Genomic DNA, 26,488 nt, shown 5'->3' on the forward strand with positions numbered 1-26,488 from the left:
CATTTTTTTGAACAGCTAATTCCTTCACATTACTTCTAATTTGGAGCTATTTCCTGCTTTCCGTTACAATCTTTTTTTTCAAAAAGGATTTCCACTGCAATCAGGGCTAGGAAATTGTGACTATGAAAAGAAAAACCCGTACTACAGAACCACCCCGTCGAAAATTCTTTGAATTTTCGCCACCTCTCCAAAGGAGGGGAATTCATTGTGAATATTTTTATCTTCGATTTTTATAGCTTTTCATCTTTTTTGCATTTTTGATGAATAAGTTTATCTTTGCAAAAATTTTGGTTTCCAATTATTTGGAATGAAAAGGGAATTGGGTGAAAATCCTAAACTGTCCCCGCAACTGTAGATCGCATTAGAAAATTTCTACGAGAAACCACTGTGAAAACGGGAAGGTGTAGAAAGCGAAAGTCAGGAGACCTGCCAAAATATAATCAAATAAACATTGCTTTCGGAGGAAAAGTAAAAGAAAATGGATATTAAAAGATCTTTAGTACTGCTTTTTGCGTCTTACGGTTGTTTTCTTTTTGCACAAGAGAAAACGATTGATACTATTTATGTCTTCGACAGCCAGATGAATAAGGTAAAACTTTTCCATAAAGTCAATACCCTTAAAGCTGAAGACGTCGAAAAAAATTCTACCAATCTTTCCGAAACATTACGTTTTCAGTCTCCCGTTTATATTAAAGAAAATGGCCGAGGTGCGGTTTCTTCGCCTTCATTCAGGGGAACAACAGCGCAACAGACTGCTTTTGTATGGAACGGAATCAACATAAACTCTATGTTTTTAGGACAAGGAGATATCAACAATATTTCTTTATCCGGGTTTGAACAAATGGATATTAAGGCAGGCGGCGGAAGTGTAATATATGGAAGCGGTGCCATTGGAGGAAGCATACACTTAAACAACATTTTGGATTTTAATAAAGGGATTCATGCCTCATTATTTTCTGAAGCAGGATCTTTTGATACGTATAATAACTTTGCAAGGGTTTCTTTTAGTAATGATAAATTAAGCTTTAAAGTTTCCGGAAATTATTCAATCAGCCAAAATGATTATGAAGTTGAAGAAGTAAATTACAGGAACAGAAACGGACAATATAATAACTCAAATATCAATATTGCCGTTGCTTATAAAATTGCACCTCATCATCAAATTTCCTGGATCTCGGAGTTTTTTAACGGAAATCAGCACTACCCTGTTTTTTTTGCAGATATTCAGACCAAAACAAAATATGAGACTCAAAATATCCGAAGCCTGATTGCCTGGGACTGGAATACTTCCAGATTTACCAATGCCTTTAAAGCGGCTTATACAGAGGAAAACTTTCAATATTTCAATAATATCGACCAACCAAAATCCAGTGGCGGAACAGGAAAAAATTATATCTTAAAAAATGATCTTAATTATTTTCTTTCATCCAAATGGAACTTAAATCTCATCACAGAGTTTCAGGTAAATGACGGTGAAGGCTATCAGTCAGGGATCAAAAAAGTCAGCAGAAATATCGGCTCCGTTTCAGGGTTAGTCCGTTATTTTGCTACTAAAGATCTTCGTTTTGAAGGTGGAATAAAAAAAGATTTTGTTGAAAACATTAGTTCACCTGTTTTATTTTCTCTTTCAGGAAACTGGAAGGCTCTGAAATGGTATGAGACCAGCCTTAATATCTCCAGAAATTTCAGATATCCAACATTTAATGATTTGTACTGGTACCCCGGAGGAAATGAAAATTTGAAGCCTGAAACGTCTTATCAGTTTGAATTAAGAAATCAGTTTAAAATTTCAGATATAAAATTATCTGTAACTCCGTACTATATGAAAATCTACGATATGATACAGTGGCTTCCGTCTTCACTGGGAAATCATTCTCCTGTGAATACCGATGAAGTGGAATCTTATGGTCTGGAATCTCAGATTGAATATGCGAAAAAGTTTGGCAATCATGCCCTGAAAGGAAACCTGGGATATTCTTACAGCAAGTCCGTCAATATGGAAACGCATAAACAGCAAATGTATGTTCCGCTTCATAAATTCTTTGGAAATATTGATTATCAGTATCAATTCTTAAGAGTATATGTTCAGGGAATGTTCAACGGACTTACCTATACAGATACCGATGAAAAAAGAAGCGCCGCTATTGATCCTTATTTTGTGATGAATGCAGGAGTTTCCGGAACAGTTTTGAAGAACTACACTTTAGGATTTAAAGTGAATAATATTTTCAATCAGGTTTATCAATCGACCGCATATTATTATATGCCACAAAGACATTACAGCATTAACCTTACTATTAATTTTTAAATAAATAATTATATAATGAATATCAGAAAAATTTTACCTCTGGCTTTAGTATCAACATTTCTTTTCAACATAGCTTGTAGCAGTGATGATGAGATTATCGAAACACAACCAAAAGGCGCTTATCAGGAAGGAATCTTCATCAGTAATGAAGGAGGCTTCACTACTCCGACTGCCGAAGTTTCTTTTACAAGTAATGACCTGTCCACTGTAGGAAATAAAATTTATTCTGCTAACAATAACGGAGAGGTTTTAGGAAATGTTTTACAGACAATAGGCTTCAACGGAGATTACGCTTATTTGGTATCAAACGTTCCGAATAAAATAGATATCGTTAACAGATATACTTTCAAAAAACAGGCAACCGTAACATCTAATCTGGATGGCGCAAGATATATTGCTTTTTCGGGAAATCAGTATTATGTTACCAACAACAACTTTAGCAATTCTATTAAACTGAATGTTTACAGCACAGACAATAATTCTTTTGTAAAAAGCATTAGCTTTAGCAGAGCTGCAGAAAAAGTAGTGGAAGCCAATGGAAATATCGTTGTACAAACAGACGGAATTACCTATGATGCCAATTATAATGAATTGCCGACAGGATATACTGTTACCATCGTAAAGCCTTCTACAAATACAGTTGACAAAACAGTTACCTTACCAAGCAACGGAATTATCAGAGACCTGGTTTCTTATAATGGTGATGCTTATGCTCTGGCTTCAGACAACACCAATTCTTATATCTATAAAATCAATTCAGCTTCAGGGGCTTTTACGACCACTACACTTACAGGAATTCCTAAAGTACAGAGATTAAAAATAGAATCTAATAAATTCTATTTTGTAAACAGTACCAACAAAATTTATTCGATGGACATCAACTCCACTACAGCTCCAACTGCTCCACTTTTAACTGCACCTGGCTATCTGTATGGTTTCAATGTAATTGACGGCAGAATTTATACTTCTGATGCAAGTTTCACAGCAGACAGCAAAGTATATGTTTACAGTGCAAGTAACGGATCTCTAATTAAGTCTTTTAATACAGGAATCGGAACAAACGGTTTCTATAAAAATTAATATTCCGCTCACTAAGCGAATAACAAACTTTTTATTTTTATATTATGTTGTCCGGGCGGTTTCTTCGAAACCGCCCGGATTTTGTTTGTATAATAAAAAAGTAACAGATTAATAAAATCCTTTGCTTTATAATTTATTTCAAAACTTATTTTTAGGCTAAAGTCAATCCCAGCTTCTCTGCTTCAGCAATTACAAAATTGCGGGCCTCTTCACTGTCATTCCCGATTTCGCCTTCAAGAATGGCTTCTTTTACTTTTTCCTTTAAAATACCGATTTCGCGACCGGGTTTCAGATTAAACATTTCCATAATTTCTTCCCCTGAAATAGGCGGCTGGAAATTTCTCACCTGATCTTTTTCCTCCACTTCTTTGATCTTCACCGCAACATATTCAAAATTTTTCTTGAATTTCTCCTGTTTTTTAGAATTTTTTGTAGTGATATCGGCTTTACAAAGTGTGAATAAATCTTCAAGATCTTCTCCGGCATCAAACAATAATCTTCTCAGGGCAGAATCTGAAGCATCATCTGTAATTAATGCGATCGGGCGCGATGATAGTTTTACCATTTTCTGAACATACTTCATATCAGGTCCTAAAGGCAATTTCAGTCTCTGAAATAACGTTTTCACCATTTTTGAACCTAAAAACTCATGTCCGTGGAAAGTCCAGCCTGTTCCTTCAACGAATTTTTTGGTCGGAGCTTTTCCTATATCATGAAGCAATGCCGACCAACGCAGCCACAGATTATCTGTATTTTCAGAAATGTTATCAACAACTTCTAACGTATGATAAAAATTATCTTTATGAGTCTGTCCTTCCACTTCTTCTACTCCTTTCAGATCTATCAATTCAGGAATAATTAATTTCATTAAGCCCGTTTGCTCCATTAATTTTAATCCAGTGGAAGGCTTTTGGGAAAGCATGATTTTGTTGAACTCAACCATAATTCTTTCCATAGAAACAATCTTGATCCTTTCTGCTTCCTGCTTAATGGCTTCCAAAGATTTCTCTTCAATATGAAACTGTAATGTTGATGCAAAACGAATCGCCCTCATCATTCTCAAAGGATCATCAGAATAGGTTTGAGCAGGTTCTAAGGGAGTTCTTAAAATCCCTTTTTCTAAATCATTAATTCCGTTAAAAGGATCTATCAGTGCTCCGAAATTGTCTTTATTTAAGGAAATCGCCATTGCGTTCACCGTGAAATCTCTTCTCTTCTGATCGTCTTCAATAGTCCCTCCTTCCACTTCCGGTTTACGGCTGTTTTCAGTATAGCTTTCCTTTCTTGCTCCTACAAATTCCAGCTCAAGATCTTTATATTTGATCATTGCCGTTCCGTAGGTTTTAAAAACAGAAACTTTCATTTTAGGATCAATTTCCTTTCCTACATTCTGAGCGAGTTCAATACCGCTTTGTTCTGTCACAAAATCAATATCCGTTGAAGCTTTTCTTTTCATCAGTAAATCCCGGACATAACCTCCAACAACATATACAGACTGGTTATTTCTGTCTGCAACCTCAGAAATTATTTTGAAAAGCTTTAAATTTTGATTTTGATTTAAATTGATTGTCATTATTAAGGATATAGGATTTCAGATATTAAAATGAAATTTTTTGCAAAGATAACAATTAGATTAATCTTTTAGCAATTACAAAATCGTTTATAAATTTTACTTAACTTTATACAATTACTAATACCTAAGGCCATGAAAAAACTATTCTTACTTATTTTGCTGTATTCTTTTTCGATTCTTTCCTCTCAGGCTAAAAATGTTCATTATACAGATTTTATCGATTTTACCGACAATTCGGGAGTAAAATATAATGTAATGATGGTTACTGATGAGCATAATGATAACGACAGACGTGCAGATGCTACAATAAGAGTTCTTTATACCACCGAAGGAAATGAACACTTAATAGAATTCTATTCCGACTGCTACGCAGAAAAATTGAAAAACGGGAATACAAAAATTTCTTTTATCCCTGTAAAAAACAGCAAAGTGCAGATCATCAAGGGAAAAGATGTGAGCTACAGTCCCGATACTTTTGTTTATGAGGTTGACCCAAAAACAAGTAAAATAACAGGAACACAATCTGATCAAAACAGTACAAATCTTACACCGATTATTCACAGAAATGCATCACTGCAGACACAGGACAGGATAGATGAAATCGACAGGTTTTATTTCCGAACAGAGCCTATGTACAGCCTTCTTAAAGATTTCTATAATAAAAAGCTTGAAGTCGCGGAGAAGCCCTATTATGACGTAGTAGGCTGGTTTGGAAGCGACGGAATTGCATATCAGGCATTTATTATTTCTTATCTTAAAGAGAAAGGAAACCTGGATTCTGTAGTTAGGGTACGTTACGAAAAAAACGGTCAGATTAATATTGTACAATTTGATACCCTATCTGAAGTTATCCTACAAAAGGATGATACAGTCAGTATTTCCATAAAACCCAAAAATAAAACGGTAAAGAATATAAAAGGAAATTCTAGCTATGATCCCGATAGCTTTTCCTACACTTTGGACGTTAACGATGAGTTTATAAGCGGAAAACAGTATGATGACAATTCTTCGGCAGACCTTTCTTATATTAAAGTAACTAATAACAAGGAATTTGCGCTGAAATTCTATTCAGAAAATGACGAAATCTACCAGAAATATTTCAAATAATCCAATAAAAAAACGCTGTTAAACAGCGTTTTTTTTATTCTCTCAAAACTTTTATCCTATTATCGCTCCAGATTTTTATTACCGAAGAACCGGAATATTTTGAAACTTTCTCTCTTTCTTCTTCCACCGCATAATCCACAAGACTGATGATTTCCGGAGAAATATCTGAAAATTTCAATGGGCTTTTATCACCACTGAAGTTGGCAGAGGTTGAAACCAACGGTTTATTTAATTTGGTAATTAATTTCTTACAAAAATCATTCTTCACCAAACGAATTCCTATGCTTCCATCTTCAGCCAGTAATTCCTTAGGTAAACCACGTGGATTTTCATAAACGATTGTTACCGGTTTTTCACTCAAGTCAATAATTTCCCAAGCCATTTCGGGAACATCTACCAATTCCTGCAATCTCTTTTCAGATTCCACCAAAATAATCATGGATTTATTCTTTTCACGCTTTTTGATGTCAAAAATCTTGTTGACCGCTTCTATATTCGTGGCATCACAACCTATTCCCCAAATTGTATCTGTTGGGTAAAGGATTGTTCCACCGGATCTTAATATTTCTATGATGTTTTCCATTAATAATTAAGTTTTAAGTTGACTAAAGCCAGCAATATGTATTTAATCTTGAACAAACAGGTTAAAACTTCTTCTTCTTGATTTTTCCAGTCGTAAATTTACAAATCTTTGTGCAAAATCCATTTGAAATCATGGTATGTATTCAATAGGAATGGACTTTAGTCCATTTTACAAAAAATCATAAAATCAAATTTGGCTTTAGCCAAAACCTATTTAAAATTATATTTCTCAATAAATTCCTGATACTCCTCTGTAAATGGTTTCTTACTATGATGGGTTTCTTGATTTTTAATATACTGCCTAACTGATTCAACCATAGATTCAGAAACAGAAACTGCAAAATATTCATCCTGCCAAGCAAATTTTTCTTTCGTCAATTGATTTTTATTTATCCAATGCGAAGATTCTCCTTTCAATAATTGAACAACTTTTTCAATATTTTGATTTGAGCTGAGAGAAATTAAACAGTGACAATGATCCGAATAACCATTAACAATATCTAGAAAAATTCCTTTTTCAGTCGCATTTTCTTTAATATGTTTCCAAACTTTTATTTTTAATTCTGAAGTATTGAAATAAGGTATTCTATTTTTTGTCGAGAAAACGACATGAATATAAATTTTAATAAATGGCATTTGTGTTGTTTTGCCAAAAATATAAAATTCTTTCTTAGTTTGGCTAAAGCCATATTGATTGTATTAAAATTGGAAACGGGCTAAAGCCCGTTCCTATTGATAAAAATTAAGTTTAATTTTTGCATCACAAATTAGGCAAATATCTTTCCTCAATAATATTCAGGTGATGGTAATTGTGTCCGATAATCAGTTTACCGATGGTTTCTACGGAAATCTGATTTCCGTTAGCCGTTCCTATATTATTTAGAACTGACGGATCCAATGTTTCCAGTAAAATTTGTGAAGATTTTCTAACAGTTTTATATTCTTCCAGTAAAGACTCCAAGCTTCTTCCATTAGCAAAAGACTGATCGGCATACAATTCTTCATCAAAACCCGGTAATTCATTTTTATCACCTCTTGAGAATGCTAAAATTCTGTATTGAAAAACTCTTTCTGTATCTGATAAATGCAAAAGCAACTCTTTCAGAGTCCATTTTCCGTCTGCATAAGCAAAAAGCGATTGCTCCTCCGTAAGATTTGAAAAAATTTCAACTGTTTTTTCTCCCGATTTTTTTAATTCTCCCAACCAGTCTTCGGATGGAATATTGTCTAAATATCTTTGTACGTATTTTTGAAAATCAGTCATTTTTTAGTTATAAGTTATTAATTATGAGTTATAAGCAGCCAAAATTAACGATTGACATTTGACATTTATATTACTTATTTGTCCATTCGTAGAAATTCACCTCATCATAAATTTCGAATCCGCAAGATGGGTATAGTTTATTTCCGATATCATTGGTTTTTCCTGTTTCAAGAAGAATCCCCGCAGCATCAGTTAATTTTGCAAGCTCTTTAGCATTGTCTATCAATTCTTTTGAAAAGCCTTTGCCACGATAATTTTCATCGACATATAAATCATTCAGCAGCCAATACCGTTTCATTCTTGTTGATGAAAACAATGGATATAGCTGGACAAAGCCAACTAACATCCCTTCACTTTCAGCAACAAAAATTTCAGAATCTTTGGTTTGAATTCTTTCAGTTAAAAAATTTTTAGCTGCCGGGATATCCGAATCTTTATGGTAAAAAATCCTGTACTGGTCAAACAATTCAGCCAATTGTTGCAAATCCTGAATTGTAGCTTTTCTGGTGTTTTTCATATTAATTATAAATGATGATCGTAGCTCAGCACGCGTTTCATTTTCCAGTTCTTTCCGTCCAAAATCCAGAGAATGGTAAATTTAGCCCGGCTTCCTTTATTCCATTTTCCCTGATAAAGTTCAGCAAAATCATGTTCTCCTTCCTGGATAAAAGCATACAACGTGTTATTGCTATACAAAGGATACACTTTCATACTGTTCGGAACCAGCTCCCGTTTTACCTTGTTAGGTCCACCACATATATTATTCTTAATAGAAGCTATAAAAGCCTCCTTTCCGGCAGTGATTCCACCTTTATCGTGGTAAAATTCAAGATCATCACTCACGATAGCATCATAATGAGAAAGATCACATCTATTGAATCCGACATCAAATATCAGACTATCTAACTTTTTTGCTGTTTTATACAATTCATCAGAATTTTTTACCTGAGCGTATGCAATCTGACCTAAAATCAATAACAATATAATCTGAATCTTTCTCATGATGTTTTATTTTAAATATTTTCAATACCTTGTCATTCTGATGGAAGTAAACGTATAGATTCTTCACTACGTTCAGAATGACAAGGTGCTACTTTAAAAATTAAGAAAAAGCTTTTTCCAAATCTGCAATAAGATCTTCCGCATCTTCAATTCCAACACTTAAACGAACTAAATCATCCGTAATTCCCAATTCAGCACGTTTTTCAGCAGGAATAGAAGCGTGTGTCATCAAAGCGGGATGATTCGCTAAAGACTCTACTCCACCAAGAGATTCTGCTAAAGTGAAAACCTTTACTTTTTCCAGGAATTTGATTGCATCTTCTTTTTTACCGGATTTGAAAGTGAAAGAAACCATTCCTCCGAAATCTTTCATCTGAGATTTTGCCAGTTCATATTGCGGATGAGATTCCAATCCCGGATAAATTACTTTGTCTACTGCGGGATGAGACTCCAAATATTTCGCTACCGCCATTCCGTTTTCAGAATGTCTCTGAACTCTTAAAGCCAATGTTTTAATTCCTCTCAATACCAAATAAGAATCGTGTGGACCTAAAATTCCTCCACTCGCAAATTGGATGAAGTGAAGCTTATCTCCCAATTCAGCATCTTTTGCAATCAAAGCTCCTGCAATAACATCAGAGTGACCTCCTAAATATTTAGTTGCAGAATGCATTACAATATCAGCACCCAAATCAATCGGCCTCTGAAGATATGGCGTTGCAAAGGTATTATCAACCGCAACTAAAATATCTTTTCCTTTTGCAACTTCTACCACCGCTTTAATATCAACCAGTTTCATCAATGGATTGGTTGGAGTTTCCACCCAGATTAATTTCGTTTTATCGGTAATAATATCAGCAATCTTTGAAGCATTATCAAAATTCACGAATGTAAATTTCAACTGATATTTTTCGAAAAGTCTGGTGAACATTCGGTAGGTTCCTCCATATAAATCATCCACTGCAATAACCTCATCACCCGGATTTAATAATTTCAAAACACAATCAATCGCAGCTAAACCTGAACCGAAAGCCAAACCTCTCGCTCCGTTTTCGATGCTTGCCAAAGAGTCCTCCAAAGCCTGTCTTGTAGGATTTGCAGCTCTTGAATATTCATAACCGGAATGTACTCCCGGACTTTTTTGTGCGAATGTAGACGTTAAAAATACAGGAACATTCACAGAACCTGTAGCCGATTCGTGGTGTTGTCCTCCGTGTATAACTTTTGTATTAAAATTCATAATATTTTGCTTTTAGCTTATTGCTTTTGGCATTTAGCTTTACAACTAACCTGCCAAAGTTCTATTATTATTTGCTTAATACTTTTAGCAAAAAGCCAATTGCCAATTGCTAAAAGCGGTTTTACATTTTTATGGCAGATTTAATAGCAAATTCTTCTGCTATCTGCTCCATCCACTGTGCCACATCTTCTTCCCCTGTCGCTCTTTGATACGTATTTCCAAGAGAAACCAAAACCTGATGAATAAACATTTTCATTTGGTCAACCGGCATTTCCTTGGTCCAAAGATCAATTCTTAATGCTTCCATTGCTTTATCATCCCAAACAGAGATCATGGTTGCTTTGGTTTCCTCTTTTTCGATTCCTCCATCCTGCGCATTCCAGGTAATAGTTTCCGGAATGTGGTTTTCATCTAATTCTACATCTATCGTAATCTGAGTTTTTCTCATTCTTTCTATTTTTCTAATTCTTTAATTAATTTTTAGGCTTATATCCTGATTGGTTGAAAATGGTCTGTGCATCTATTTTTAAGAAATCCACCAGTTTCGTTTCCGGATTTTGTTTTAAGTAAGATTTACAAATCTGCCACCCAGTAAAAATACCGATCTGAGGAGAAGATTCATTATCTATTTCTGTATAAAATTTTGAGAACGGTCCCGGAGAAATAAAACGTTCTACCAATCTGGGATCATCGCTGAACACTAAATTACTCTCCACAAAATAATTCCAGATATTCGCTTCATTGGTAACCGCCCAGTCGTATTGTTTTTGAGTGTAATTCATTTTAAGATAATCCGGGAAGTTTGGTAAAAAGGCATCCTGAAGGGTCATAATCTTCCCATTAAGAATCAGCTGATCTACAAACTTCTGTTCTGTTGGAGCTGTTACTATATTCTCTGCAAAAATTTGGGAAACTTTGGGCACAATATTAGCCGGGTTCATAGATTTTTGGAAATATAGTTCCAATCCTTTATAATTAGGGTTTCCATCTCCCATAAATCCTGTAATATCAATAAACAAGAACCCAGTTTTTTCATCATAAATAATCGGATCCTGAGCCATTTGCAAAGCAGACGAAAATAAGTATACTTTCGGGCTGTTAAATTTGGGGTAATAGTATTTTATGTGTGAAAATAATTCCTGAAGCTCAGTCTGAAGTTTGTTAACATCTATTTTATGAATTGCCTCATTGTAGATTTTAATTTCATTCCCATCCGTTCTTCTTTTTGCAAAATCTTCATCAGGCACTGTTCCCTGAAACCACGGAAATTGAGTTTTAAACTGCTCCAACGGAACATTTTTATCATAAAACATTTTAGAAATATCCACCACCTGCACTTTTTCTGCCGGCTTTTCGATTTCTACCTTCCATTGTGACTCCTGCTCTTTTTTACACGAATCTAAGCTTAAAACTAAAATGGAAGAAAGTATAGCAATTCGGAAAATCTTCATTATTTTTACATCGTTTTTAAACACACAAAAATAAGGAATATAATCGGAAAATATTCAATTGTGAGGTTGATAAGTTATCGGAAGACAAGGTAGCCATATTGTTTTTTAAAGCAACAAATTATCACCATAACAACCTGTAAATCAATTGCAATTTTAACTAATTTAACGATTCAACGATTTAACAATAAAAATATGCAGACACAAAAAGTAATAGATCATATCGTAAACTGGCTGAAAGATTATGCCACCAAAGCAAATGTAAAAGGATATGTAATAGGAGTTTCGGGCGGTGTAGATTCCGGTGTGGTTTCTACCTTATGTGCCATGACCGGGCTTGAAGTTTTGCTTTTGGAAATGCCGATTAGGCAAAAGCAGGATCAGGTAAACCGAGCTCAGGATCATATTGAAGATTTAAAAAGAAGATTTCCGAATGTTCAGGGAAAGAGAATTGATCTGACTCCCGTTTTTGAAACTTTCGAAAACAGTGTAGAAGACCATGTGGAAGGAAGATGGAGCAACAATTTATCTTTGGCCAATACAAGATCCCGTTTCAGAATGGTTACTCTATATTATTTTGGTCAGCTTCACGGACTTTTAGTTTGCGGAACAGGAAATAAAGTGGAAGACTTCGGGATTGGTTTTTACACCAAATACGGAGATGGCGGTGTAGATGTTTCTCCAATTGCCGATCTTTATAAAACTGAAGTTTACCAACTGGCAAAAGAATTAAACCTTATTGAAAGTATTCAGAATGCAATTCCTACGGACGGACTTTGGGATGCGGAAAGAACCGACGAAGATCAAATTGGTGCAACTTATCCTGAGCTTGAAAAAATTCAGAAAGAATACGGAACTAAAGCAGTGGAAGACTATGAAGGTCGCGATAAAGAAGTCTTTATGATTTTTGACAGAATGCATAAAGCGGCAAAACATAAAATGGTTCCGATTCCTATCTGTGATATTCCGGAAGAGTGGAGAGAAGGGTAAAATTAATGTAGGAATGCCAAATTGATGATTACCACATTCAAATTTTTAAACTATGAATGCTAAAACAAGATCTCTTTTCTTCATCTGCTTAGGACTGCTTTTCGGAATGTCCGTTATGTATGTCTATAATAACTTTATTAAAGATAAAAATTCTCCTCAACAGGAAAAGATAATTAATAATGAAAGTTATTTTCAAACGAAACAAGGGAATACATCTGAAAACAGTAGTGAAATTTATTCTATTACAGAAGAAACAAAAGTTATTTCTTATGTAAAACAAAATCACAAGCTTCCTGATTATTATATTACAAAAAATGAAGCAAGGAAACACGGCTGGAATCCTTCAAAAGGGAATCTTTGTGACGTTTTGCCAGGAAAAGCTATTGGCGGAGATCATTTTGGAAACAGAGAAGGTAAACTCCCTAAAGGACAACAATATTTTGAAGCTGATGTGAATTACCATTGCGGAAGCAGAAATGCAGACCGTATTATTTTCACCAAAAATGGCGATGTTTATTTAACGAAAAACCATTATAAAAGCTTTGAGAAGCAATAACAAAAATTAAAAAAGTAATATGCACACAATATATATAGATTTTACGGACATAGGAGATTATGAAGATTTCTATGCTCAATTAAAAGAAAAGCTACCGCTTCCCGAGTATTTTGGGGAGAATCTGGATGCGTTAGCTGATGTCATTACCGGAGAACTGGAAATGCCTCTTCATTTAGAGTTTGTGAATATGAGTATTGACCAACTGGAGATTTTCGAAGATTTATTAGCAACATTGGAAGACATCGAGGATGAGATGGAAGATTTTACTTTCACTTATTATTTGGAGCAATACGAGGATAATGACGAAGAAGAAAAATAAGGCTAAATATAACAAAACTCGCAGATTGCTCTGCGAGTTTTTTGGTCTAAGGTGTCAAAGTGAATCTGTCTAATACTTATTTACCGCTTTATGAATTTATAATTCTGTTGTTTTCCCCCCTTAACAGAATATTGCAATAGATAATCTCCACTTAATAAAGACGACACGTCAATCTGATGATCTACCGAGTTGAATGATTTCACTTTTTGCCCGACCATATTATAAATTTCAACCTTATCAATTTTTTCAACACCTTTAAAATAAAGGATATCCGTTACCGGATTTGGATAAATTCCTATATCATTATTATCCTTCACATGATCCTTCACCGATAAATATTGTGTAAGATCCAAATAAAAACCTACGATTTGCCCCGATGCATTCAAACCTGTTCCTGCAATTTTTTTCCCGTCCTGGGAAATTGCCAAAGGTAATCCCATCGTTACTCCATTGGTTGCTATTCCCAATGATGTTGCATAATCGTTAAGGTTAACACGCCCATTGGCCGCAGTCCAAATAAAGCCTTCTCCAGACATCGGAGGTGCAGAAAACGCCCTGAAAAACCCTACTACAGTTGTTCCATCAGCAGATATTCCTGTTGCACCACCCCTGAAGAAGACCGAGGAATTTGGATGTGTTATATATGTTACTCCCGATGTTGTATTCCAGACATAAGGATTAGGCAATGCTGAACCTATAATTGTATTTCCATCTGCAGAAACTGCTCCGGCTTCACCTAGATTATTTCCACCACTATCCGTAATAAAGCTCTCCACACCATTTACCCATCTTGCTCCGCTTCTCGTTCCCGTTGTTTCATCTTGCCAGCCAACAATTACAGTTCCGTCGGTATTCACGGCATTTGCTCTTGAACTTCTTCCTGAAACAATACTTCCTAAATCTACCACTCCACCTGCAGCATCCCATTTTACTGCGTGCGCAGTAGCCGCAGTAAGCCAGCCCAAACCAACCAATATAGTTCCATTCGCGTTCATTCCCCAAGTGGAACTTACAGATCCGTCCCAACCTGTAGGAACAAGTCCTCCCCTGTTCGTCCACGTAGAAGTAGCTACATCATAAGTGGCTATTTCGTTAAACCCTGTCGCAGAGTTCGTTGTTGAAGATGCAATTTTGGTCCCATCATTGGAAACAACCGTTCTTCCTGCTGCAGGGTAACCATTTGTAAGCGCTCCTATCTGTACAAGCCCACCGGCTGCAGACCATTTATAAATTGCACCTGCACTGGTATGCATACTTACAACCCCATTATCAGAAACAGCACCTACATTGTAATTGCCAGTTCCCATTACAGTAAGCTGTGCTTTTGTAATTCCAAAATTCAACAAGCAATACTCCGCCAATACTTTAATTGAAAGATTGTAAATTTTTTTCATACTTTGTTATATTTAATATTTTGAATTGGTGGGAACAATATTAATATTATATTTACCCAATTAAAAGAAATTGTCTTTTATAATTCGTGAAATTCAAAAGAATAAAATATATAAAAATCTAAAAACCAACCACATAAACGAATAGCGTATTGAAGATAACTTTTAACAAGATTATTCACAAAAACAAAGAAAACAAATTATTGCTTCAGAAAATGCCGAAAAATAAAAGGAATATTTTACTGTTAATTGTCGTTTTTTGTTCCATTTTTATAAACGGACAGTCCGGCCCCGACTTTACGATTTTGGCAGATAAAGCATTTCAAAAACTGTATCAAAATCCCGATGACTGCATCAGCTATTCACAAAGTCTTCTTCTCAGTGATCAGAATATTGAACATAAAATAGTGCTGCAAAATATCATCTCGCAAGCGTATGCCATGAAGGGAGATTATGTACAATCTGTAAGCACCTCTATCCAGAAAGAAGATTTTCAGCAGAAAAATCTTTCTTATTTTATGCAGGTTTTTGGAGATTATAACCTTGCCGAGCAATATCAAAACCTGGATTTATATAATCAGTCAAAAAAAATCATCACTCATCTTCTGTCTGATCAACGTCTTTTAAAAAGCAATGATCCAAGGTTAAGAATCACAACGGCCAAACTTTATCAGCTGCAAGCTCTTAATTTCGGAATCAACCGAGAATACAAAGCTGCTTTACAATACCTCAATAAAAGCGATAAGTATACTAATAACAGTAACGAAGAAAATACCATAACAAAAATTGAGAATAAGATTTTCTGTTCAACATATTTGATAAAACTGAACCGTTTAGAAGAGTCTAAAAAACTAATAGACAGTTTGATTTATAGTCTTGAAAAATATAAAGACCGTCCGTTTTTATTAGGATTAGCTTATGAAACTTTATCCCGCTATTATTTTCTTAAACAGGATTATAAAACGTCGATTGCCAAATCAGAAACAGCACTTTCGCAAATTGTAAATCTCCCTTTCAATAGCTTAAAAATTAAAATTTACGAATCGTTATCCAGAAATTATTTTACACTGCATGATAATGTTAAATATCACCAGTACAATAAACTTTACACTGATTTAAAAACACATGAAGATTCTAATACCAAAGAAGGAATCCGTTATATTGTAAAGCTTGTAGAGACCAATCTGAATAAAAATATTGAATTCCAAAAACAAAGCTATTCACAGTCTTTTTGGATATTAACATTAATCTTAAGCTTTTTAATTCTCGGATTACTCATTTATTTGCTCATTATTAAAAATGAAAACAGAGATTTAAAAAAACAATTTGACTTTTTTGAAAAGCAAAGAAGACAAAAACAGAAAATTGCCTCTTCCTTGTCTATTATAAAAACAATTCCGGCTATTGACAAAAACCCGGAAAAGGATTCCAATAAAATATCAAAGGAAAAAGAAGAAGAAATCCTCCAAAAGCTTGAAGAATTTGAACAATCCGACCGGTTTCTGAATAAAAACATGTCTCTCTCTCTGCTTTCCTCTCAAATGGAAATCAACACAAAATACCTTTCGGAAGTCATTAACAGCAGCAAAGAAAAGAACTTCAATGGCTATATTAATGAATTAAGAATCAATCATATTGCTCATTTATTGAGAACCAATCCGATATTTCTTAATTATAAGGTTAGTTATCTTGCAGAATATTCAGGATTTTCATCTCACAGCACATTTACAACCGTATTCAAATCTGTTACGGGAATGTCTCCCAATGCTTATATCCAGGAAATCAGTAAAAGTAAGTCATCATGAAATTCACATTAACAATACTTTCATTTTTATTCCTGAGCTTCTGCATCTCTATAAATGCTCAAAAAAACGCTACGGATTCTCTGATGAAAAAGGCTTATAACGAAATCTATGATAATCCGGAGAATGCTATTAAAATAGGAAAGGACCTGTTGGAAAAAGACAATGATATCAATACTTCTATCAAGATCTACATGCTTCTTTCTACAGCCCATATTGCCAAAAGAAATTTTGATGAGTCTTTGAAATATATTTTAAAAGCAAAAGAACTTTCGCAAAAAACAAATGACGCGAAAAACCAGGCAAGCGTTCTCATCGCTGTTGCCATACAATATCAGCAAATGGAACTTTTCAGCAAAAGCCTTGAAACCCTCAACGAAGCAGATACATATCTAGCGAAAACCCCTGATTCACCTGAAAGATATCTGGAAACCGCCAGAAGTTATGCTATACGGGGGATGATTTACAAAAGCCAGTCCAACTCTGAAATTGCTCTTGAAAAATTTCTGATTGCTCTGCAAAATTTTGAAAAGGCTCCTTTAAGTAAAACCGCTTCTTCTAATGTAAGCGTAGTATATTACAACATTGGTTATTGCTACCTTAATCTCAATCAAATAGACAACGCACAAAAGGCGTTTTTACAATCTGTGAATTATGCCCGGAAAAATCATGCAAAAAGTCTTGAAGCCTTTGCTTTAAAAGGAATGGCAGAAATGTACAAACAGAAACGTGAATATCAGACCGCTATAGATCTTTTACAGAAAGCAGAAAGCCTAAGTAAAAATACAGGTGATATTGTTCTGAACGAAGGAATTTATAAAGAAATGTCTGATAATTATCTTGCTTTAAGGCAGCAGGATCTTTACCAGCTTTACAATAGAAAATATTTTGAAATGCGCTTCAAAAGAAAAGAAAATGAATTAACCTCCATCAATCGGGTTATTGATAATCATAATAAAGATACTTCGGCCAAGAATAAAGAAATTAAATCTTACTATATTTATCTAATGATCATTTCGTCTGTGATAAGTTTAATGATCATAAGTGTTTTTTTATACTTGATCTTAAAAATAAAGAAGCAGAATAAAAAGTACCAAAGAGAAATCCAGCAGATTATACACACTTCATAATATAAAAAAACATTCCAAATTGGAATGTTTTTTATTTATAACAATGAGAAATCTATTTGCCAATAGCTTCTGTAATTGGGTTTCCTACATTTCCGCTGGGAAACTGAATTTTCAGTAAAGATGAAACAGTAGGAGCAATATCCGTCATATAATAAGGTTTGTTACTTTCTCCATGCTGAATTCCCCATCCCATAAAGATTAACGGAATATGAGAATCATACGAATTCCAGACACTATGTGTAGTTCCTGTTCTTGAATACGGAGGCAGCATAGAATCATGAGAGATCAGCTGAATATCACCACTTCTCTGCCTGTTAATACCATTAATAATTCTCTGTTTGATAGGCTCCGGAATTGTCGCTTCCTGAACTTCCGTTACTGAAACAGCATACAGTACAGTAGGATCTTTTTCCAATTCCTTGATGGTAAAATCTCTTACATCATCCAGTTCCAGTTTGTTATCTTTCAGTAACTTTCTGTCAAAATAAACCTGGTAATTATCAACCGCGTTAATCAGCTTATCAACCCCGAATTTCTCTTTCAGCTTCTCATTGATATTTTTTTCCATTCCTTCCCCAAAGAAACCTGTCGCGATTTTATGTTCCTGTAAAAATCCTACAGAATGTGCTCCTCCGTGATCTGCAGAAAGGAAAACCGTATACTGACCTTTACCAACTTTTGAATCCAGATAATTGAAAAACTGAGCTAAATCCTGATCTAACCTTAAATACACATCTTCAACTTCAATAGAGTTCGGACCGAATTTATGACCTGCATAATCCGTTGATGCCAAATTGATGGCTAAAAAGTCTGTAATATCGTCTCCACCAAGTCTTTCTCCTTCCACAGAAGCTTCTGCCAATTTCAAAGTCAGGGTATTTCCGAAAGGTGTGTAACGGATATTATCTTTTTTCGCTTTATAATCAGCCGCTAAATTACTGTAAGGAAAGGTAGGCGTTTTCGCACTTCCCAACAATCCCTCCCAAGGAGAATTGTCCGGAGAACTTTCTGTGTACTGGCTGATCGGCAATAAAGTATTCCAACCATTTTCCACCAATTTATCCGGCAAATTCTGAGAATTGAACGTCTTTATCCATTGTGGTAAATCATTCATATACCAAGTACTCGTAATAAAATTACCTGAAGAATCATCAAACCAGAAAGCTCCATTCGGATTGTGACCCGCCGGAAGAATAGATGCACGGTCTTTTAAAGAAACTCCGATTACTTTTCCCTGAAAATTGGTTGCTAATCTCAATTCGTCGGTCACTGTAGTCGACCAAAGGTTTTTCGGAGAATGGCTTCCAATTTTTGCATTGGTTGTTCCTACCGGTTTTACATTCTCATCTGTTGTACAATATACATTTTGTCCTGTTTCCTTATCCGTCCAGTCATTCCCTGCAATCCCATGAATTGCCGGAACCGAACCTGTATAAATACAAGTATGCCCTAAAGCTGTAACGGTAGGAACATAAGGAATATGTACATTATTCAACGAATAACCTGTTCCCAATAGCCTTTTGAAGCCATCATTACCGTATTTATTATAAAAACGATACAGGTAATCCCACCTCATCTGATCTACCACCAAACCTACGACCAGTTTTGGTCTTTCTAACTGTGAATTTTTGTTCTTCTGCGCATTGATTGTAAAAACGGACAAAAAAGTAACCGCTGCAATCGAAATTTTCCTAAGCATTCAGTAAAATTTTATTGGGAACAAATTTACGGGTTTTGAAAACTTTGATGTGTGAAATTTTGATTAAATTTGAGATAATACTGTTGATACATAATATTATAGTTTAATACTCATTTTTTACCGTTTAAATGGAAATCAAAAAACTAGAAAAACTTATCTCCAACCCTACTCTGAACTGGGGTTTCAACGGCTATGAAACCGATAAGATCTTCAGCGTTTCTACCATTGAGATCGGAACTTCTTTTGAGTTTACTATAAGAGAAAAAAAACAATATTATAAAAAGATCTGGGAAACAAATACTGAAGGCATCAATGATCTGAATGAAATTATTGAACAGGGGAATTCTTTCGGAGTTTTTGAAAATGACGAGTTAATCGGTTGGGCAATCTGTGATTTTAGAGCATGGAACAACAGTCTTTTTATTGAAAATATTCTGATTGATGAAAAATTCAGAGGCCAAAATATCGGAAGATTACTCATCAAATATGTCAATCGTAAAGCCAGAGAATTACAATGCAGAATGGTAGAACTCGAAGTTCAGAACACCAATTATCCCGCCATACAATTTTATCAGAAGGCAGGATTTTCCATCACTGGGATTAATACAAAGCTGTATAAAGATTCTTCAGAAACCGCTTTATTCATGAGTTTTGAGATATTTATTTAGGTTGATTTATTCCGTGATAAGCAACAGATAATAAGTACATACGAAATACTACCAAAAATAAAATCTACTTGGTAAATCTGTTCAAAATTTATCGGAAAACGAAATTTTTATCCTGACAATTCTCAATCAGCAAATGGAATTATATGAAAAGTTACCTTTAAAAGTAATAGAAAGATAGTTGTTTAAATTTGATAAGTTTCATGGAGTAGTTAGTTTTTAAGTTTCAAAAAATCAAATGGAGAATGGAAAAACACAGCTGACAAGGCTTCGGAATTCCGTAGGTTTTTTCCCCGTATGTTTTTTAATGAAGTTTGTAAAGTTGGCTTCATCCGAAAATCCTAACTGGTAAGATATTTCAGAAATCGTAAGTGTTGTATATTTTACAGATTTCTCAAATTCGCTGACCAGTTTATCGATAATCATTTCTTTGGCAGACTTCCCAGCTATAAACTCAGTCATACTGGTAAGCTTTCTTGTAGTAATATGAAGAGCATTGGCATAGTATGAAACTTTTTTCTGCGTTTTAAAATCTCTTTGAAGCATGACCCTAAATCTGTTAACATAAGACACATATTCCAGCTTTTCATCTTTTTCGATCTCTTCTTGATTGGTTGCCAACAATGCGTCAAGTATTATAGTTTCCACGGTATTGTGTGCTGCCGAAACAAAAAGTCTTTCATCTTTTTTCTGAAACTCCTGAAGTCTGGTGATCAGAAAATACCTCATGATATCTTTAGGAACATCGCCTGTGTAATGAGAAATAAAGACATCTCTTCCATAATTAAAAAATAAGGCAGAATTTAAAAAAACCGAATCGGTTGAACACTGCTCATAAAAAATAGATGAAAAAGAAAAAGCATAGGCCTCTTTCCCTTTGCATTCTCCAAAAACCATACTTTTATGTGGTCCAATAAAAACAGTACTAATTCCTTTTACTTCATAACTTTGTCCTTCTATGATCATTTCAAGATCATCAAATATAAACCAGATATTAAAATACTCTAAGGTATTGAAATCTCTTTTGCCTCCATTTCTTTCTATAACATAACTTAACGGATTCATGCTGAACCCTGTTTTTTTTAATCTGTCTGTAATTGTATACGTCATTTTCCCTCTTAAAACTATTCGTCTATTAAATTAATAAAAAAATATAAAAATCCCAACCTTTTTCTCAACTATCCTTGTTTTTAGGAATCAAACAAAAGATTTATTGAATTTCGGCTAATATATAACGTTTTTTTATTATAAAAACTTATTTTCATTTCCTTCACAAAAAAGCCGCGCCCTTCGGGCGCGGTTTTATTATAACTAAGCTTAATAATTAAAACTTCAAATCACCATTTACATCTCTTACCGCCTGAGCTGCTTCTGCAAATTTCAATTGCTCTTCTGCAGTAAGGGTAATATTTACGATTTTTTCCACACCATTTGCTCCGATAATTGCAGGAACACCTAAACAGATATCGTTTTGCCCGTATTCACCCTCTAACATCAATGAGCAAGGAATCATTTTCTTCTGATCACATGCAATTGCCTGAACCATTACAGAAACTGCAGCACCCGGAGCATACCAAGCTGAAGTTCCTAATAATTTCGTAAGAGTTGCTCCTCCTACTTTAGTTTCCTCAATTACATATTTTTGTTTTTCTTCGTCTAAGAATTCTGTTACAGGAACACCATTTCTGGTTGCTTTACTCAATAAAGGAAGCATACCTGTATCACTGTGAGCCGCAATTACCATTCCATCAACATCAGAAATAGGGCTTTCCAACGCTTCTGCCAATCTGTATTTGAATCTTGCAGAATCTAGTGCACCTCCCATTCCGATGATTCTGTTCTTAGGAAGTCCAGAAGTTTTGTGTACAAGATAAGCCATTGTATCCATTGGGTTAGAAACCACGATAATAATTACCTCAGGAGAATGTTTTACTAAATTTTCAGTAACTTCTTTTACGATTCCCGCATTAATACCGATTAACTCTTCTCTTGTCATTCCAGGTTTTCTTGGAATACCTGAAGTAATAACCGCTACATGAGAACCTGCAGTTTTGCTGTAATCACCTGTTGTTCCGGTAATTTTTGTATCAAATCCGTTCAACGATGCTGTCTGCATCAAATCCATTGCTTTTCCTTCAGCAAATCCTTCTTTAATATCTACTAAAACTACTTCCGAACAGAAGTTTTTCATAGCGATGTATTCTGCACAGCTAGCTCCTACAGCTCCTGCTCCTACTACAGTTACTTTCATAATGTATACTTTTTTAAAATTTATTTTTAAAGTTTAGTTCAAAATTTTAACTCCCAAATTTAATGATTCCTGAAAAAGTGGGCAATTTTTCAGGAATTTTAATTGTATTTTTAATAAATCCATTAATGCTCACCAAAAGTACTCCCTACTTTATTATTAAAAACCTTTTTCTGAGTTAATAATTATTAACATCAATATTCTTTACTTCAATAATTAATTAATGATTATTAACAGGTATTCATATAAAATTTTAGAAAAAAAGTGTTAATTAAATAAATTTTCATTAAATTTATATCACCAAATTTTGAAAATTATTGAAATTTCATCGAATGTTTTTCTTTTAGAATTCAAAAATGACTCAACCCCACAAAAAATATTATCATGAGAAAATTTCCCTTAATTCTCTTTTCATTAATTCTTTCAATAGGATTGTGGAATCCTTCTGAAGCATGTACAAGAGTTGTATACAAAGGTCCTGAAAACACTATTATTACAGCCCGTTCTATGGACTGGCGTGATGAAATTCCCGCCAATTTATGGATTCTTCCAAAAGGAATTGCAAGAACAGGAGAAGTAGGATCCCTTTCTGAAAAATGGACCTCCAAATACGGAAGCGTGGTCAGTACTTCCTGGGATATTGCTTCTTCAGACGGAATGAACGAAAAAGGACTGGTCGCCAATCTTTTATGGCTCGGAGAATCAGAATATCCGAAATTCGATCCTAAAGGCCGGAAAAAAGGCATTGCCATTTCATTATGGGCACAATATTTTCTTGATAATTTTGCTACTGTAAAAGAAGCCGTGGAACAGGCCAGAAAAGAAAAATTTGTTATCGTAAGTGACTATATTCCAGGAACCGAAAGATTCACAACCGTACATCTTTCTCTTTCCGATGCTTCAGGAGACAATGCTGTTTTTGAATATCTCGGCGGGAAACTTATCATTCATCATTCTCCGGAATATACTGTAATGACCAATTCTCCTGTTTTTGATGAACAATTAGCTTTAAATAATTACTGGAAGGGAATTCCGGGAACCGTAATGCTTCCGGGAACCAACCGTGCTGCAGACCGATTTGTGCGAGCCTCTTATTATATCAATGCAATTCCGCAAACTGCAGATCCGAGAACAGCGGTAGCAAGTGTTTTCAGCGTGATCAGAAACTGCTCTGTACCTTACGGAATTACTACAGAAAACGAACCTAATATTTCTTCTACAAGATGGCGTTCCGTTTCCGATCAGAAAAACCTGGTATATTATTTCGAAACGGTTTTTACTCCCAATACGTTTTGGGTAAACCTTAAAGAATTTGATTTAACCGAAAAAGGGAAAGTAATGAAGTTAGATTTAAGCAATTTTCAAACCTACAACGGAAAAGCAAATTCGAATTTCAAAGAATCTACACCATTTAAGTTTTTAGGATTGAATTAATTCAAAAAATACGCTCATCAAAACACAAACAATATGACTTTTTTTTCAATAAAAAAGAGTCTGTTGCTTTGCTTTATGCTATTTTGCTGTAATGCAATCGCACAGATTCCGGATTCTATACAAACCGAAACGAAAGAAGATAATGTGAAATATCCCATTCTCCAGATCAAAGGTCTTTTTCAGGCAAGATATCTCGTCGGAATGTCTAAAGATGTTGATGTCAACGGTCTTCATCATTCCGATGAATCCGGAGTCAGCAATAATTTCATGGTAAAATATATGAGGGTTCAAGTTCGTGCACAAATCAGCAAACGTACAGAGGTTGTTGCCCTCGCCAATTTAGCCGATTTTAAAAACGACCCGAAAGGCAGGGTTCTTGAAAATGCTTATTTAAAATACACCTTCAATCCTAAATTAGCTTTTACTGTGGGACAATTCAGGCCCTGGTTCGGAATTGAAGAGACCTATCCTATTGATATTATCAAATCTTTGGACTGGTCAAATCAGTACACCGAATTCGGAAAATTGGGCTGGACAAGCTTCCAGATCGGACTTTCTGCAACCGGGCAGTTACAATTAGGACAAATCCCATTTCAATATGCAGTTTCTGTAGTTAATGGAAATGGGAAAAACCAAGTCAATGACAATGATAACGGAAAACAATATTCAACGCGGTTGGTTTTTGGTTTAGCTAAAAAATACAATTTAAATCTTGGTTTAAACGGTGGTATTGGTGAGGTTTTAAGTAAAAAAGTCTATGCCGTAGGAATTGATTTGAGTTCACTTGTTCAGTTTGATACTAAATGGAGTTTAGATATGCAGCTTGAAGCCAAACAGGCAACCAATCATCCTTTATATTTTGCGGCAGATCCTGAAACAAGACCATCAAATCCCGATGCCTACCTGATTCGTGGAGCCTATTTTCTTCCGAATTTACGGTATGAAATCAACCATAGAAATCTGAGTGCTTTCGAATTATCTTGTCGTTATGAATATTTAGACACTAATTTCCGGCTAAATTCCAATCCGAGACAGACCATCACACCAATGTTCGGCTTAGAATTCTTGAAAAATTACGGGGCGAGAATACAGCTTGGAATGCAGTTCGATCGCTACAAATATCAGATAGAAAACACCTCTCAATACAACAATAATCTATTCATTATACAGGTACAAAGTAGATTTTAAACATTAAACTAACTATTATGAAAGAAATCAATATTAAAGCTGTCGCAATTACATTTGCCATCGCTCTTATCATATGGTTTATTCCTGCTCCGGAAGGTGTTGCAGAAAACGCATGGCATTTATTCGCCATCTTTGCCGCCACTATTTTAGGAATCATTTTAAAAGCTGCTCCCATGGGAACCATGTGTATGATGGCTATTGGATTTACCGCCTTAACGCAGGTTGTAGCTCCGGGAGACGCAGGAAAATCAATTACAAAAGCACTTTCAGGGTTTGGAGATAAGGTAATCTGGCTGATCGGAATTTCATTTTTTATCGCAAGAGGATTTATCAAAACAGGTCTGGGTAACAGAATAGCTTTCCTGTTCATCAGAATTTTTGGAAGAAGTTCATTAGGATTAGCCTACGGATTAGGTTTGGCAGACGTATGTTTAGCTCCTGCTATTCCTAGTAATACAGCAAGAGGAGGCGGAATTATTTATCCGATCATGAAGTCGATGGCCATCAGCTTTGATTCTGTACCTGATAAACCCGAAACGCATAGAAAACTGGGATCATATCTAACATTAAACAGTTATTATATGAACCTCATCTCCTCATCTATGTTTCTGACAGGAACAGCAAGTAACCCAATGTGCCAAAAATTTGCCGCAGGCTTCGGAATAGATATTACATGGATGTCCTGGGCTGCAGCAGGTTTCGTCCCAGGATTGGTAGCTTTCTTTGTAGTACCGTTAGTATTATACAAATTATATCCGCCTGAACTGAAGAAGACAGGGGATGCTCCCAAAATGGCAGCTCAGAAATTAAAAGAAATGGGGCCAATTTCCAAAAATGAGTGGCTCATGTTATTAGCATTCTTCATTTTACTGGTACTTTGGATCTTTGGCGGAACATTATCAATTGATGCAACCACAACGGCTTTCATAGGTTTAACATTACTTTTATTAACTTCTGTTCTCACCTGGGAAGATGTAAAATCCGAAAAAGGAGCCTGGGACACGATTGTTTGGTTTGCCGTTCTAGTAATGATGGCAAGTTCACTGAATGAGCTCGGATTTATAGGCTGGTTCAGTGATTTAATTAAAGCCAAAATCGGTCATATGACCTGGACTGTGGCTTTCCCCGTTATTATTCTCGTTTATTTTTTCAGTCATTATATTTTTGCCAGTGCTACAGCCCATGTTGCAGCAATGTATGCCGCTTTACTGGGAGTTGGCGTTGCCGTAGGAATTCCACCGATGCTATTGGCCATGATGCTCGGGTTTTTAGGTTCTATCTATGGAGTATTGACTCATTATGGACACGGTCCCGCTCCTGTATTTTTCGGAAGCGGATATGTTGACCTGAAAGCCTGGTGGCTTCGAGGTCTAGAAATAGGGATTGTTTTACTCGTTATCTACATGGTAGTGGGTGGACTTTGGATGAAAGTGTTAGGCTATTATTAATTTTAAAATAAAAA

The 26,488-nt window shown here is 35.1% G+C and carries 26 protein-coding genes and 1 riboswitch; of the genes, 12 read left to right on the plus strand and 14 right to left on the minus strand.

The features are described 5' to 3' along the window. Positions 1 to 35 precede the first annotated feature (35 nt). Positions 36 to 206 (minus strand): hypothetical protein, encoded by a 171-nt coding sequence (locus CLV73_RS18905; protein ID WP_157798760.1) that lies wholly within the window; start codon positions 204 to 206, stop codon positions 36 to 38. 65 nt (positions 207 to 271) lie between these two features. Then, positions 272 to 448: riboswitch (cobalamin riboswitch) on the plus strand. Positions 449 to 478: 30 nt separating this feature from the next. Between CLV73_RS18905 and CLV73_RS08390 the strand changes: the two genes are divergently transcribed. Together CLV73_RS08390 and CLV73_RS08395 are read left to right on the plus strand one after the other, a co-directional pair. Then, the gene (locus tag CLV73_RS08390) at positions 479 to 2,308 is read left to right on the plus strand and encodes a TonB-dependent receptor plug domain-containing protein (protein WP_100376382.1); all 1,830 of its coding nucleotides are present in this window, start codon (positions 479 to 481) and stop codon (positions 2,306 to 2,308) included. A gap of 15 nt (positions 2,309 to 2,323) precedes the next feature. Beyond that, entirely contained in the window at positions 2,324 to 3,388 is a 1,065-nt protein-coding gene (locus CLV73_RS08395) for a hypothetical protein (RefSeq protein WP_100376383.1), read from the plus strand. Between the two features lie 151 nt (positions 3,389 to 3,539). On the opposite strand, the gene CLV73_RS08400 is transcribed toward CLV73_RS08395, so the two are convergent. Next, entirely contained in the window at positions 3,540 to 4,961 is a 1,422-nt protein-coding gene (locus CLV73_RS08400) for a CCA tRNA nucleotidyltransferase (protein ID WP_100376384.1), read from the minus strand. Positions 4,962 to 5,093: 132 nt separating this feature from the next. Between CLV73_RS08400 and CLV73_RS08405 the strand changes: the two genes are divergently transcribed. Next, positions 5,094 to 6,068, plus strand: a complete 975-nt coding sequence (locus CLV73_RS08405; RefSeq protein ID WP_100376385.1) for a hypothetical protein — start codon at positions 5,094 to 5,096, stop codon at positions 6,066 to 6,068. Positions 6,069 to 6,102: 34 nt separating this feature from the next. On the opposite strand, the gene CLV73_RS08410 is transcribed toward CLV73_RS08405, so the two are convergent. From CLV73_RS08410 to gldB, 8 genes are all read right to left on the minus strand, one after another. Further along, entirely contained in the window at positions 6,103 to 6,651 is a 549-nt protein-coding gene (locus CLV73_RS08410; protein WP_100376386.1) for an L-threonylcarbamoyladenylate synthase, read from the minus strand. A gap of 209 nt (positions 6,652 to 6,860) precedes the next feature. Beyond that, the gene (gene tnpA, locus CLV73_RS08415) at positions 6,861 to 7,286 is read right to left on the minus strand and encodes an IS200/IS605 family transposase (protein ID WP_100376387.1); all 426 of its coding nucleotides are present in this window, start codon (positions 7,284 to 7,286) and stop codon (positions 6,861 to 6,863) included. Between the two features lie 124 nt (positions 7,287 to 7,410). Beyond that, positions 7,411 to 7,914 (minus strand): DinB family protein, encoded by a 504-nt coding sequence (locus tag CLV73_RS08420; protein ID WP_100376388.1) that lies wholly within the window; start codon positions 7,912 to 7,914, stop codon positions 7,411 to 7,413. Positions 7,915 to 7,984: 70 nt separating this feature from the next. Beyond that, complete coding sequence (locus CLV73_RS08425) at positions 7,985 to 8,431, minus strand: GNAT family N-acetyltransferase (RefSeq protein WP_100376389.1); 447 nt, start codon at positions 8,429 to 8,431, stop codon at positions 7,985 to 7,987. A 5-nt stretch (positions 8,432 to 8,436) separates the two neighbouring features. Next, the gene (locus tag CLV73_RS08430; RefSeq protein ID WP_100376390.1) at positions 8,437 to 8,916 is read right to left on the minus strand and encodes a nuclear transport factor 2 family protein; all 480 of its coding nucleotides are present in this window, start codon (positions 8,914 to 8,916) and stop codon (positions 8,437 to 8,439) included. Between the two features lie 100 nt (positions 8,917 to 9,016). Then, entirely contained in the window at positions 9,017 to 10,156 is a 1,140-nt protein-coding gene (locus CLV73_RS08435) for a cystathionine gamma-synthase (protein ID WP_100376391.1), read from the minus strand. A 121-nt stretch (positions 10,157 to 10,277) separates the two neighbouring features. Then, positions 10,278 to 10,604: a gliding motility protein GldC gene (gene gldC / locus CLV73_RS08440; protein WP_100376392.1), complete on the minus strand. Its 327-nt coding sequence runs from the start codon at positions 10,602 to 10,604 to the stop codon at positions 10,278 to 10,280. A gap of 25 nt (positions 10,605 to 10,629) precedes the next feature. Further along, the gene (gene gldB / locus CLV73_RS08445) at positions 10,630 to 11,607 is read right to left on the minus strand and encodes a gliding motility lipoprotein GldB (protein ID WP_100376393.1); all 978 of its coding nucleotides are present in this window, start codon (positions 11,605 to 11,607) and stop codon (positions 10,630 to 10,632) included. A gap of 192 nt (positions 11,608 to 11,799) precedes the next feature. Between gldB and nadE the strand changes: the two genes are divergently transcribed. From nadE to CLV73_RS08460, 3 genes are read left to right on the plus strand one after another with little or no spacing between them, the layout of a single operon-like run. Further along, positions 11,800 to 12,594, plus strand: coding sequence for an NAD(+) synthase (gene nadE / locus CLV73_RS08450; protein WP_100376394.1), 795 nt, complete (start codon positions 11,800 to 11,802; stop codon positions 12,592 to 12,594). A gap of 52 nt (positions 12,595 to 12,646) precedes the next feature. Further along, positions 12,647 to 13,150 carry a ribonuclease domain-containing protein gene (locus CLV73_RS08455; RefSeq protein WP_100376395.1) on the plus strand — a complete coding sequence of 168 codons (504 nt, stop codon included), beginning with the start codon at positions 12,647 to 12,649 and terminating at the stop codon, positions 13,148 to 13,150. Positions 13,151 to 13,169: 19 nt separating this feature from the next. Further along, positions 13,170 to 13,469: a barstar family protein gene (locus CLV73_RS08460; protein ID WP_100376396.1), complete on the plus strand. Its 300-nt coding sequence runs from the start codon at positions 13,170 to 13,172 to the stop codon at positions 13,467 to 13,469. Positions 13,470 to 13,549: 80 nt separating this feature from the next. Here the strand turns inward: CLV73_RS08460 and CLV73_RS08465 are convergent, their stop codons facing one another. Continuing rightward, positions 13,550 to 14,863, minus strand: coding sequence for a T9SS type A sorting domain-containing protein (locus CLV73_RS08465; protein WP_100376397.1), 1,314 nt, complete (start codon positions 14,861 to 14,863; stop codon positions 13,550 to 13,552). Between the two features lie 212 nt (positions 14,864 to 15,075). On the opposite strand from CLV73_RS08465, the gene CLV73_RS08470 reads away from it, so the two are divergent. Together CLV73_RS08470 and CLV73_RS08475 are read left to right on the plus strand one after the other, a co-directional pair. Further along, positions 15,076 to 16,665: a helix-turn-helix domain-containing protein gene (locus CLV73_RS08470; protein WP_228424287.1), complete on the plus strand. Its 1,590-nt coding sequence runs from the start codon at positions 15,076 to 15,078 to the stop codon at positions 16,663 to 16,665. Continuing rightward, a complete protein-coding gene (locus CLV73_RS08475; protein WP_100376398.1) occupies positions 16,662 to 17,792 on the plus strand; it encodes a tetratricopeptide repeat protein in 1,131 nt (376 codons plus the stop codon). The genes CLV73_RS08470 and CLV73_RS08475 overlap by 4 nt, the downstream gene beginning before the upstream one ends. A 52-nt stretch (positions 17,793 to 17,844) precedes the next feature. Here the strand turns inward: CLV73_RS08475 and pafA are convergent, their stop codons facing one another. After that, a complete protein-coding gene (pafA, locus tag CLV73_RS08480) occupies positions 17,845 to 19,491 on the minus strand; it encodes an alkaline phosphatase PafA (protein ID WP_100376399.1) in 1,647 nt (548 codons plus the stop codon). A 128-nt stretch (positions 19,492 to 19,619) separates the two neighbouring features. On the opposite strand from pafA, the gene CLV73_RS08485 reads away from it, so the two are divergent. Next, positions 19,620 to 20,159 (plus strand): GNAT family N-acetyltransferase, encoded by a 540-nt coding sequence (locus tag CLV73_RS08485; RefSeq protein WP_100376400.1) that lies wholly within the window; start codon positions 19,620 to 19,622, stop codon positions 20,157 to 20,159. A 231-nt stretch (positions 20,160 to 20,390) separates the two neighbouring features. Here the strand turns inward: CLV73_RS08485 and CLV73_RS08490 are convergent, their stop codons facing one another. Next, a complete protein-coding gene (locus tag CLV73_RS08490; protein WP_100376401.1) occupies positions 20,391 to 21,266 on the minus strand; it encodes a helix-turn-helix domain-containing protein in 876 nt (291 codons plus the stop codon). 214 nt (positions 21,267 to 21,480) lie between these two features. After that, on the minus strand, positions 21,481 to 22,407 hold the full coding sequence (locus tag CLV73_RS08495; RefSeq protein ID WP_100376402.1) for a malate dehydrogenase: 927 nt from the start codon (positions 22,405 to 22,407) through the stop codon (positions 21,481 to 21,483). 381 nt (positions 22,408 to 22,788) lie between these two features. Here CLV73_RS08495 and CLV73_RS08500 point away from each other — a divergent pair, with 381 nt between their 5' ends. Genes CLV73_RS08500 through CLV73_RS08510 form a run of 3 tightly spaced genes read left to right on the plus strand, consistent with a single transcriptional unit; the run spans position 22,789 to position 26,474 of the window. Then, a complete protein-coding gene (locus tag CLV73_RS08500; RefSeq protein ID WP_100376403.1) occupies positions 22,789 to 23,838 on the plus strand; it encodes a linear amide C-N hydrolase in 1,050 nt (349 codons plus the stop codon). 33 nt (positions 23,839 to 23,871) lie between these two features. Continuing rightward, positions 23,872 to 25,026 carry a porin gene (locus CLV73_RS08505; RefSeq protein WP_100376404.1) on the plus strand — a complete coding sequence of 385 codons (1,155 nt, stop codon included), beginning with the start codon at positions 23,872 to 23,874 and terminating at the stop codon, positions 25,024 to 25,026. 17 nt (positions 25,027 to 25,043) lie between these two features. Further along, on the plus strand, positions 25,044 to 26,474 hold the full coding sequence (locus CLV73_RS08510; protein ID WP_100376405.1) for an anion permease: 1,431 nt from the start codon (positions 25,044 to 25,046) through the stop codon (positions 26,472 to 26,474). Positions 26,475 to 26,488 lie beyond the last annotated feature (14 nt).

Origin of the sequence: Chryseobacterium geocarposphaerae, assembly GCF_002797535.1 — a bacterium.
In the GTDB taxonomy this organism is placed as follows: Bacteria; Bacteroidota; Bacteroidia; order Flavobacteriales; family Weeksellaceae; genus Chryseobacterium; species Chryseobacterium geocarposphaerae.

Bases quoted from the DNA above. Each gene is read 5' to 3' on its own strand.
- CLV73_RS18905 (WP_157798760.1), bottom strand. From the start codon at position 206: ATGAATTCCCCTCCTTTGGAGAGGTGGCGAAAATTCAAAGAATTTTCG.
- CLV73_RS08390 (WP_100376382.1), top strand. From the start codon at position 479: ATGGATATTAAAAGATCTTTAGTACTGCTTTTTGCGTCTTACGGTTGT.
- CLV73_RS08395 (WP_100376383.1), top strand. From the start codon at position 2,324: ATGAATATCAGAAAAATTTTACCTCTGGCTTTAGTATCAACATTTCTT.
- CLV73_RS08400 (WP_100376384.1), bottom strand. From the start codon at position 4,961: ATGACAATCAATTTAAATCAAAATCAAAATTTAAAGCTTTTCAAAATA.
- CLV73_RS08405 (WP_100376385.1), top strand. From the start codon at position 5,094: ATGAAAAAACTATTCTTACTTATTTTGCTGTATTCTTTTTCGATTCTT.
- CLV73_RS08410 (WP_100376386.1), bottom strand. From the start codon at position 6,651: ATGGAAAACATCATAGAAATATTAAGATCCGGTGGAACAATCCTTTAC.
- tnpA (WP_100376387.1), bottom strand. From the start codon at position 7,286: ATGCCATTTATTAAAATTTATATTCATGTCGTTTTCTCGACAAAAAAT.
- CLV73_RS08420 (WP_100376388.1), bottom strand. From the start codon at position 7,914: ATGACTGATTTTCAAAAATACGTACAAAGATATTTAGACAATATTCCA.
- CLV73_RS08425 (WP_100376389.1), bottom strand. From the start codon at position 8,431: ATGAAAAACACCAGAAAAGCTACAATTCAGGATTTGCAACAATTGGCT.
- CLV73_RS08430 (WP_100376390.1), bottom strand. From the start codon at position 8,916: ATGAGAAAGATTCAGATTATATTGTTATTGATTTTAGGTCAGATTGCA.
- CLV73_RS08435 (WP_100376391.1), bottom strand. From the start codon at position 10,156: ATGAATTTTAATACAAAAGTTATACACGGAGGACAACACCACGAATCG.
- gldC (WP_100376392.1), bottom strand. From the start codon at position 10,604: ATGAGAAAAACTCAGATTACGATAGATGTAGAATTAGATGAAAACCAC.
- gldB (WP_100376393.1), bottom strand. From the start codon at position 11,607: ATGAAGATTTTCCGAATTGCTATACTTTCTTCCATTTTAGTTTTAAGC.
- nadE (WP_100376394.1), top strand. From the start codon at position 11,800: ATGCAGACACAAAAAGTAATAGATCATATCGTAAACTGGCTGAAAGAT.
- CLV73_RS08455 (WP_100376395.1), top strand. From the start codon at position 12,647: ATGAATGCTAAAACAAGATCTCTTTTCTTCATCTGCTTAGGACTGCTT.
- CLV73_RS08460 (WP_100376396.1), top strand. From the start codon at position 13,170: ATGCACACAATATATATAGATTTTACGGACATAGGAGATTATGAAGAT.
- CLV73_RS08465 (WP_100376397.1), bottom strand. From the start codon at position 14,863: ATGAAAAAAATTTACAATCTTTCAATTAAAGTATTGGCGGAGTATTGC.
- CLV73_RS08470 (WP_228424287.1), top strand. From the start codon at position 15,076: ATGCCGAAAAATAAAAGGAATATTTTACTGTTAATTGTCGTTTTTTGT.
- CLV73_RS08475 (WP_100376398.1), top strand. From the start codon at position 16,662: ATGAAATTCACATTAACAATACTTTCATTTTTATTCCTGAGCTTCTGC.
- pafA (WP_100376399.1), bottom strand. From the start codon at position 19,491: ATGCTTAGGAAAATTTCGATTGCAGCGGTTACTTTTTTGTCCGTTTTT.
- CLV73_RS08485 (WP_100376400.1), top strand. From the start codon at position 19,620: ATGGAAATCAAAAAACTAGAAAAACTTATCTCCAACCCTACTCTGAAC.
- CLV73_RS08490 (WP_100376401.1), bottom strand. From the start codon at position 21,266: ATGACGTATACAATTACAGACAGATTAAAAAAAACAGGGTTCAGCATG.
- CLV73_RS08495 (WP_100376402.1), bottom strand. From the start codon at position 22,407: ATGAAAGTAACTGTAGTAGGAGCAGGAGCTGTAGGAGCTAGCTGTGCA.
- CLV73_RS08500 (WP_100376403.1), top strand. From the start codon at position 22,789: ATGAGAAAATTTCCCTTAATTCTCTTTTCATTAATTCTTTCAATAGGA.
- CLV73_RS08505 (WP_100376404.1), top strand. From the start codon at position 23,872: ATGACTTTTTTTTCAATAAAAAAGAGTCTGTTGCTTTGCTTTATGCTA.
- CLV73_RS08510 (WP_100376405.1), top strand. From the start codon at position 25,044: ATGAAAGAAATCAATATTAAAGCTGTCGCAATTACATTTGCCATCGCT.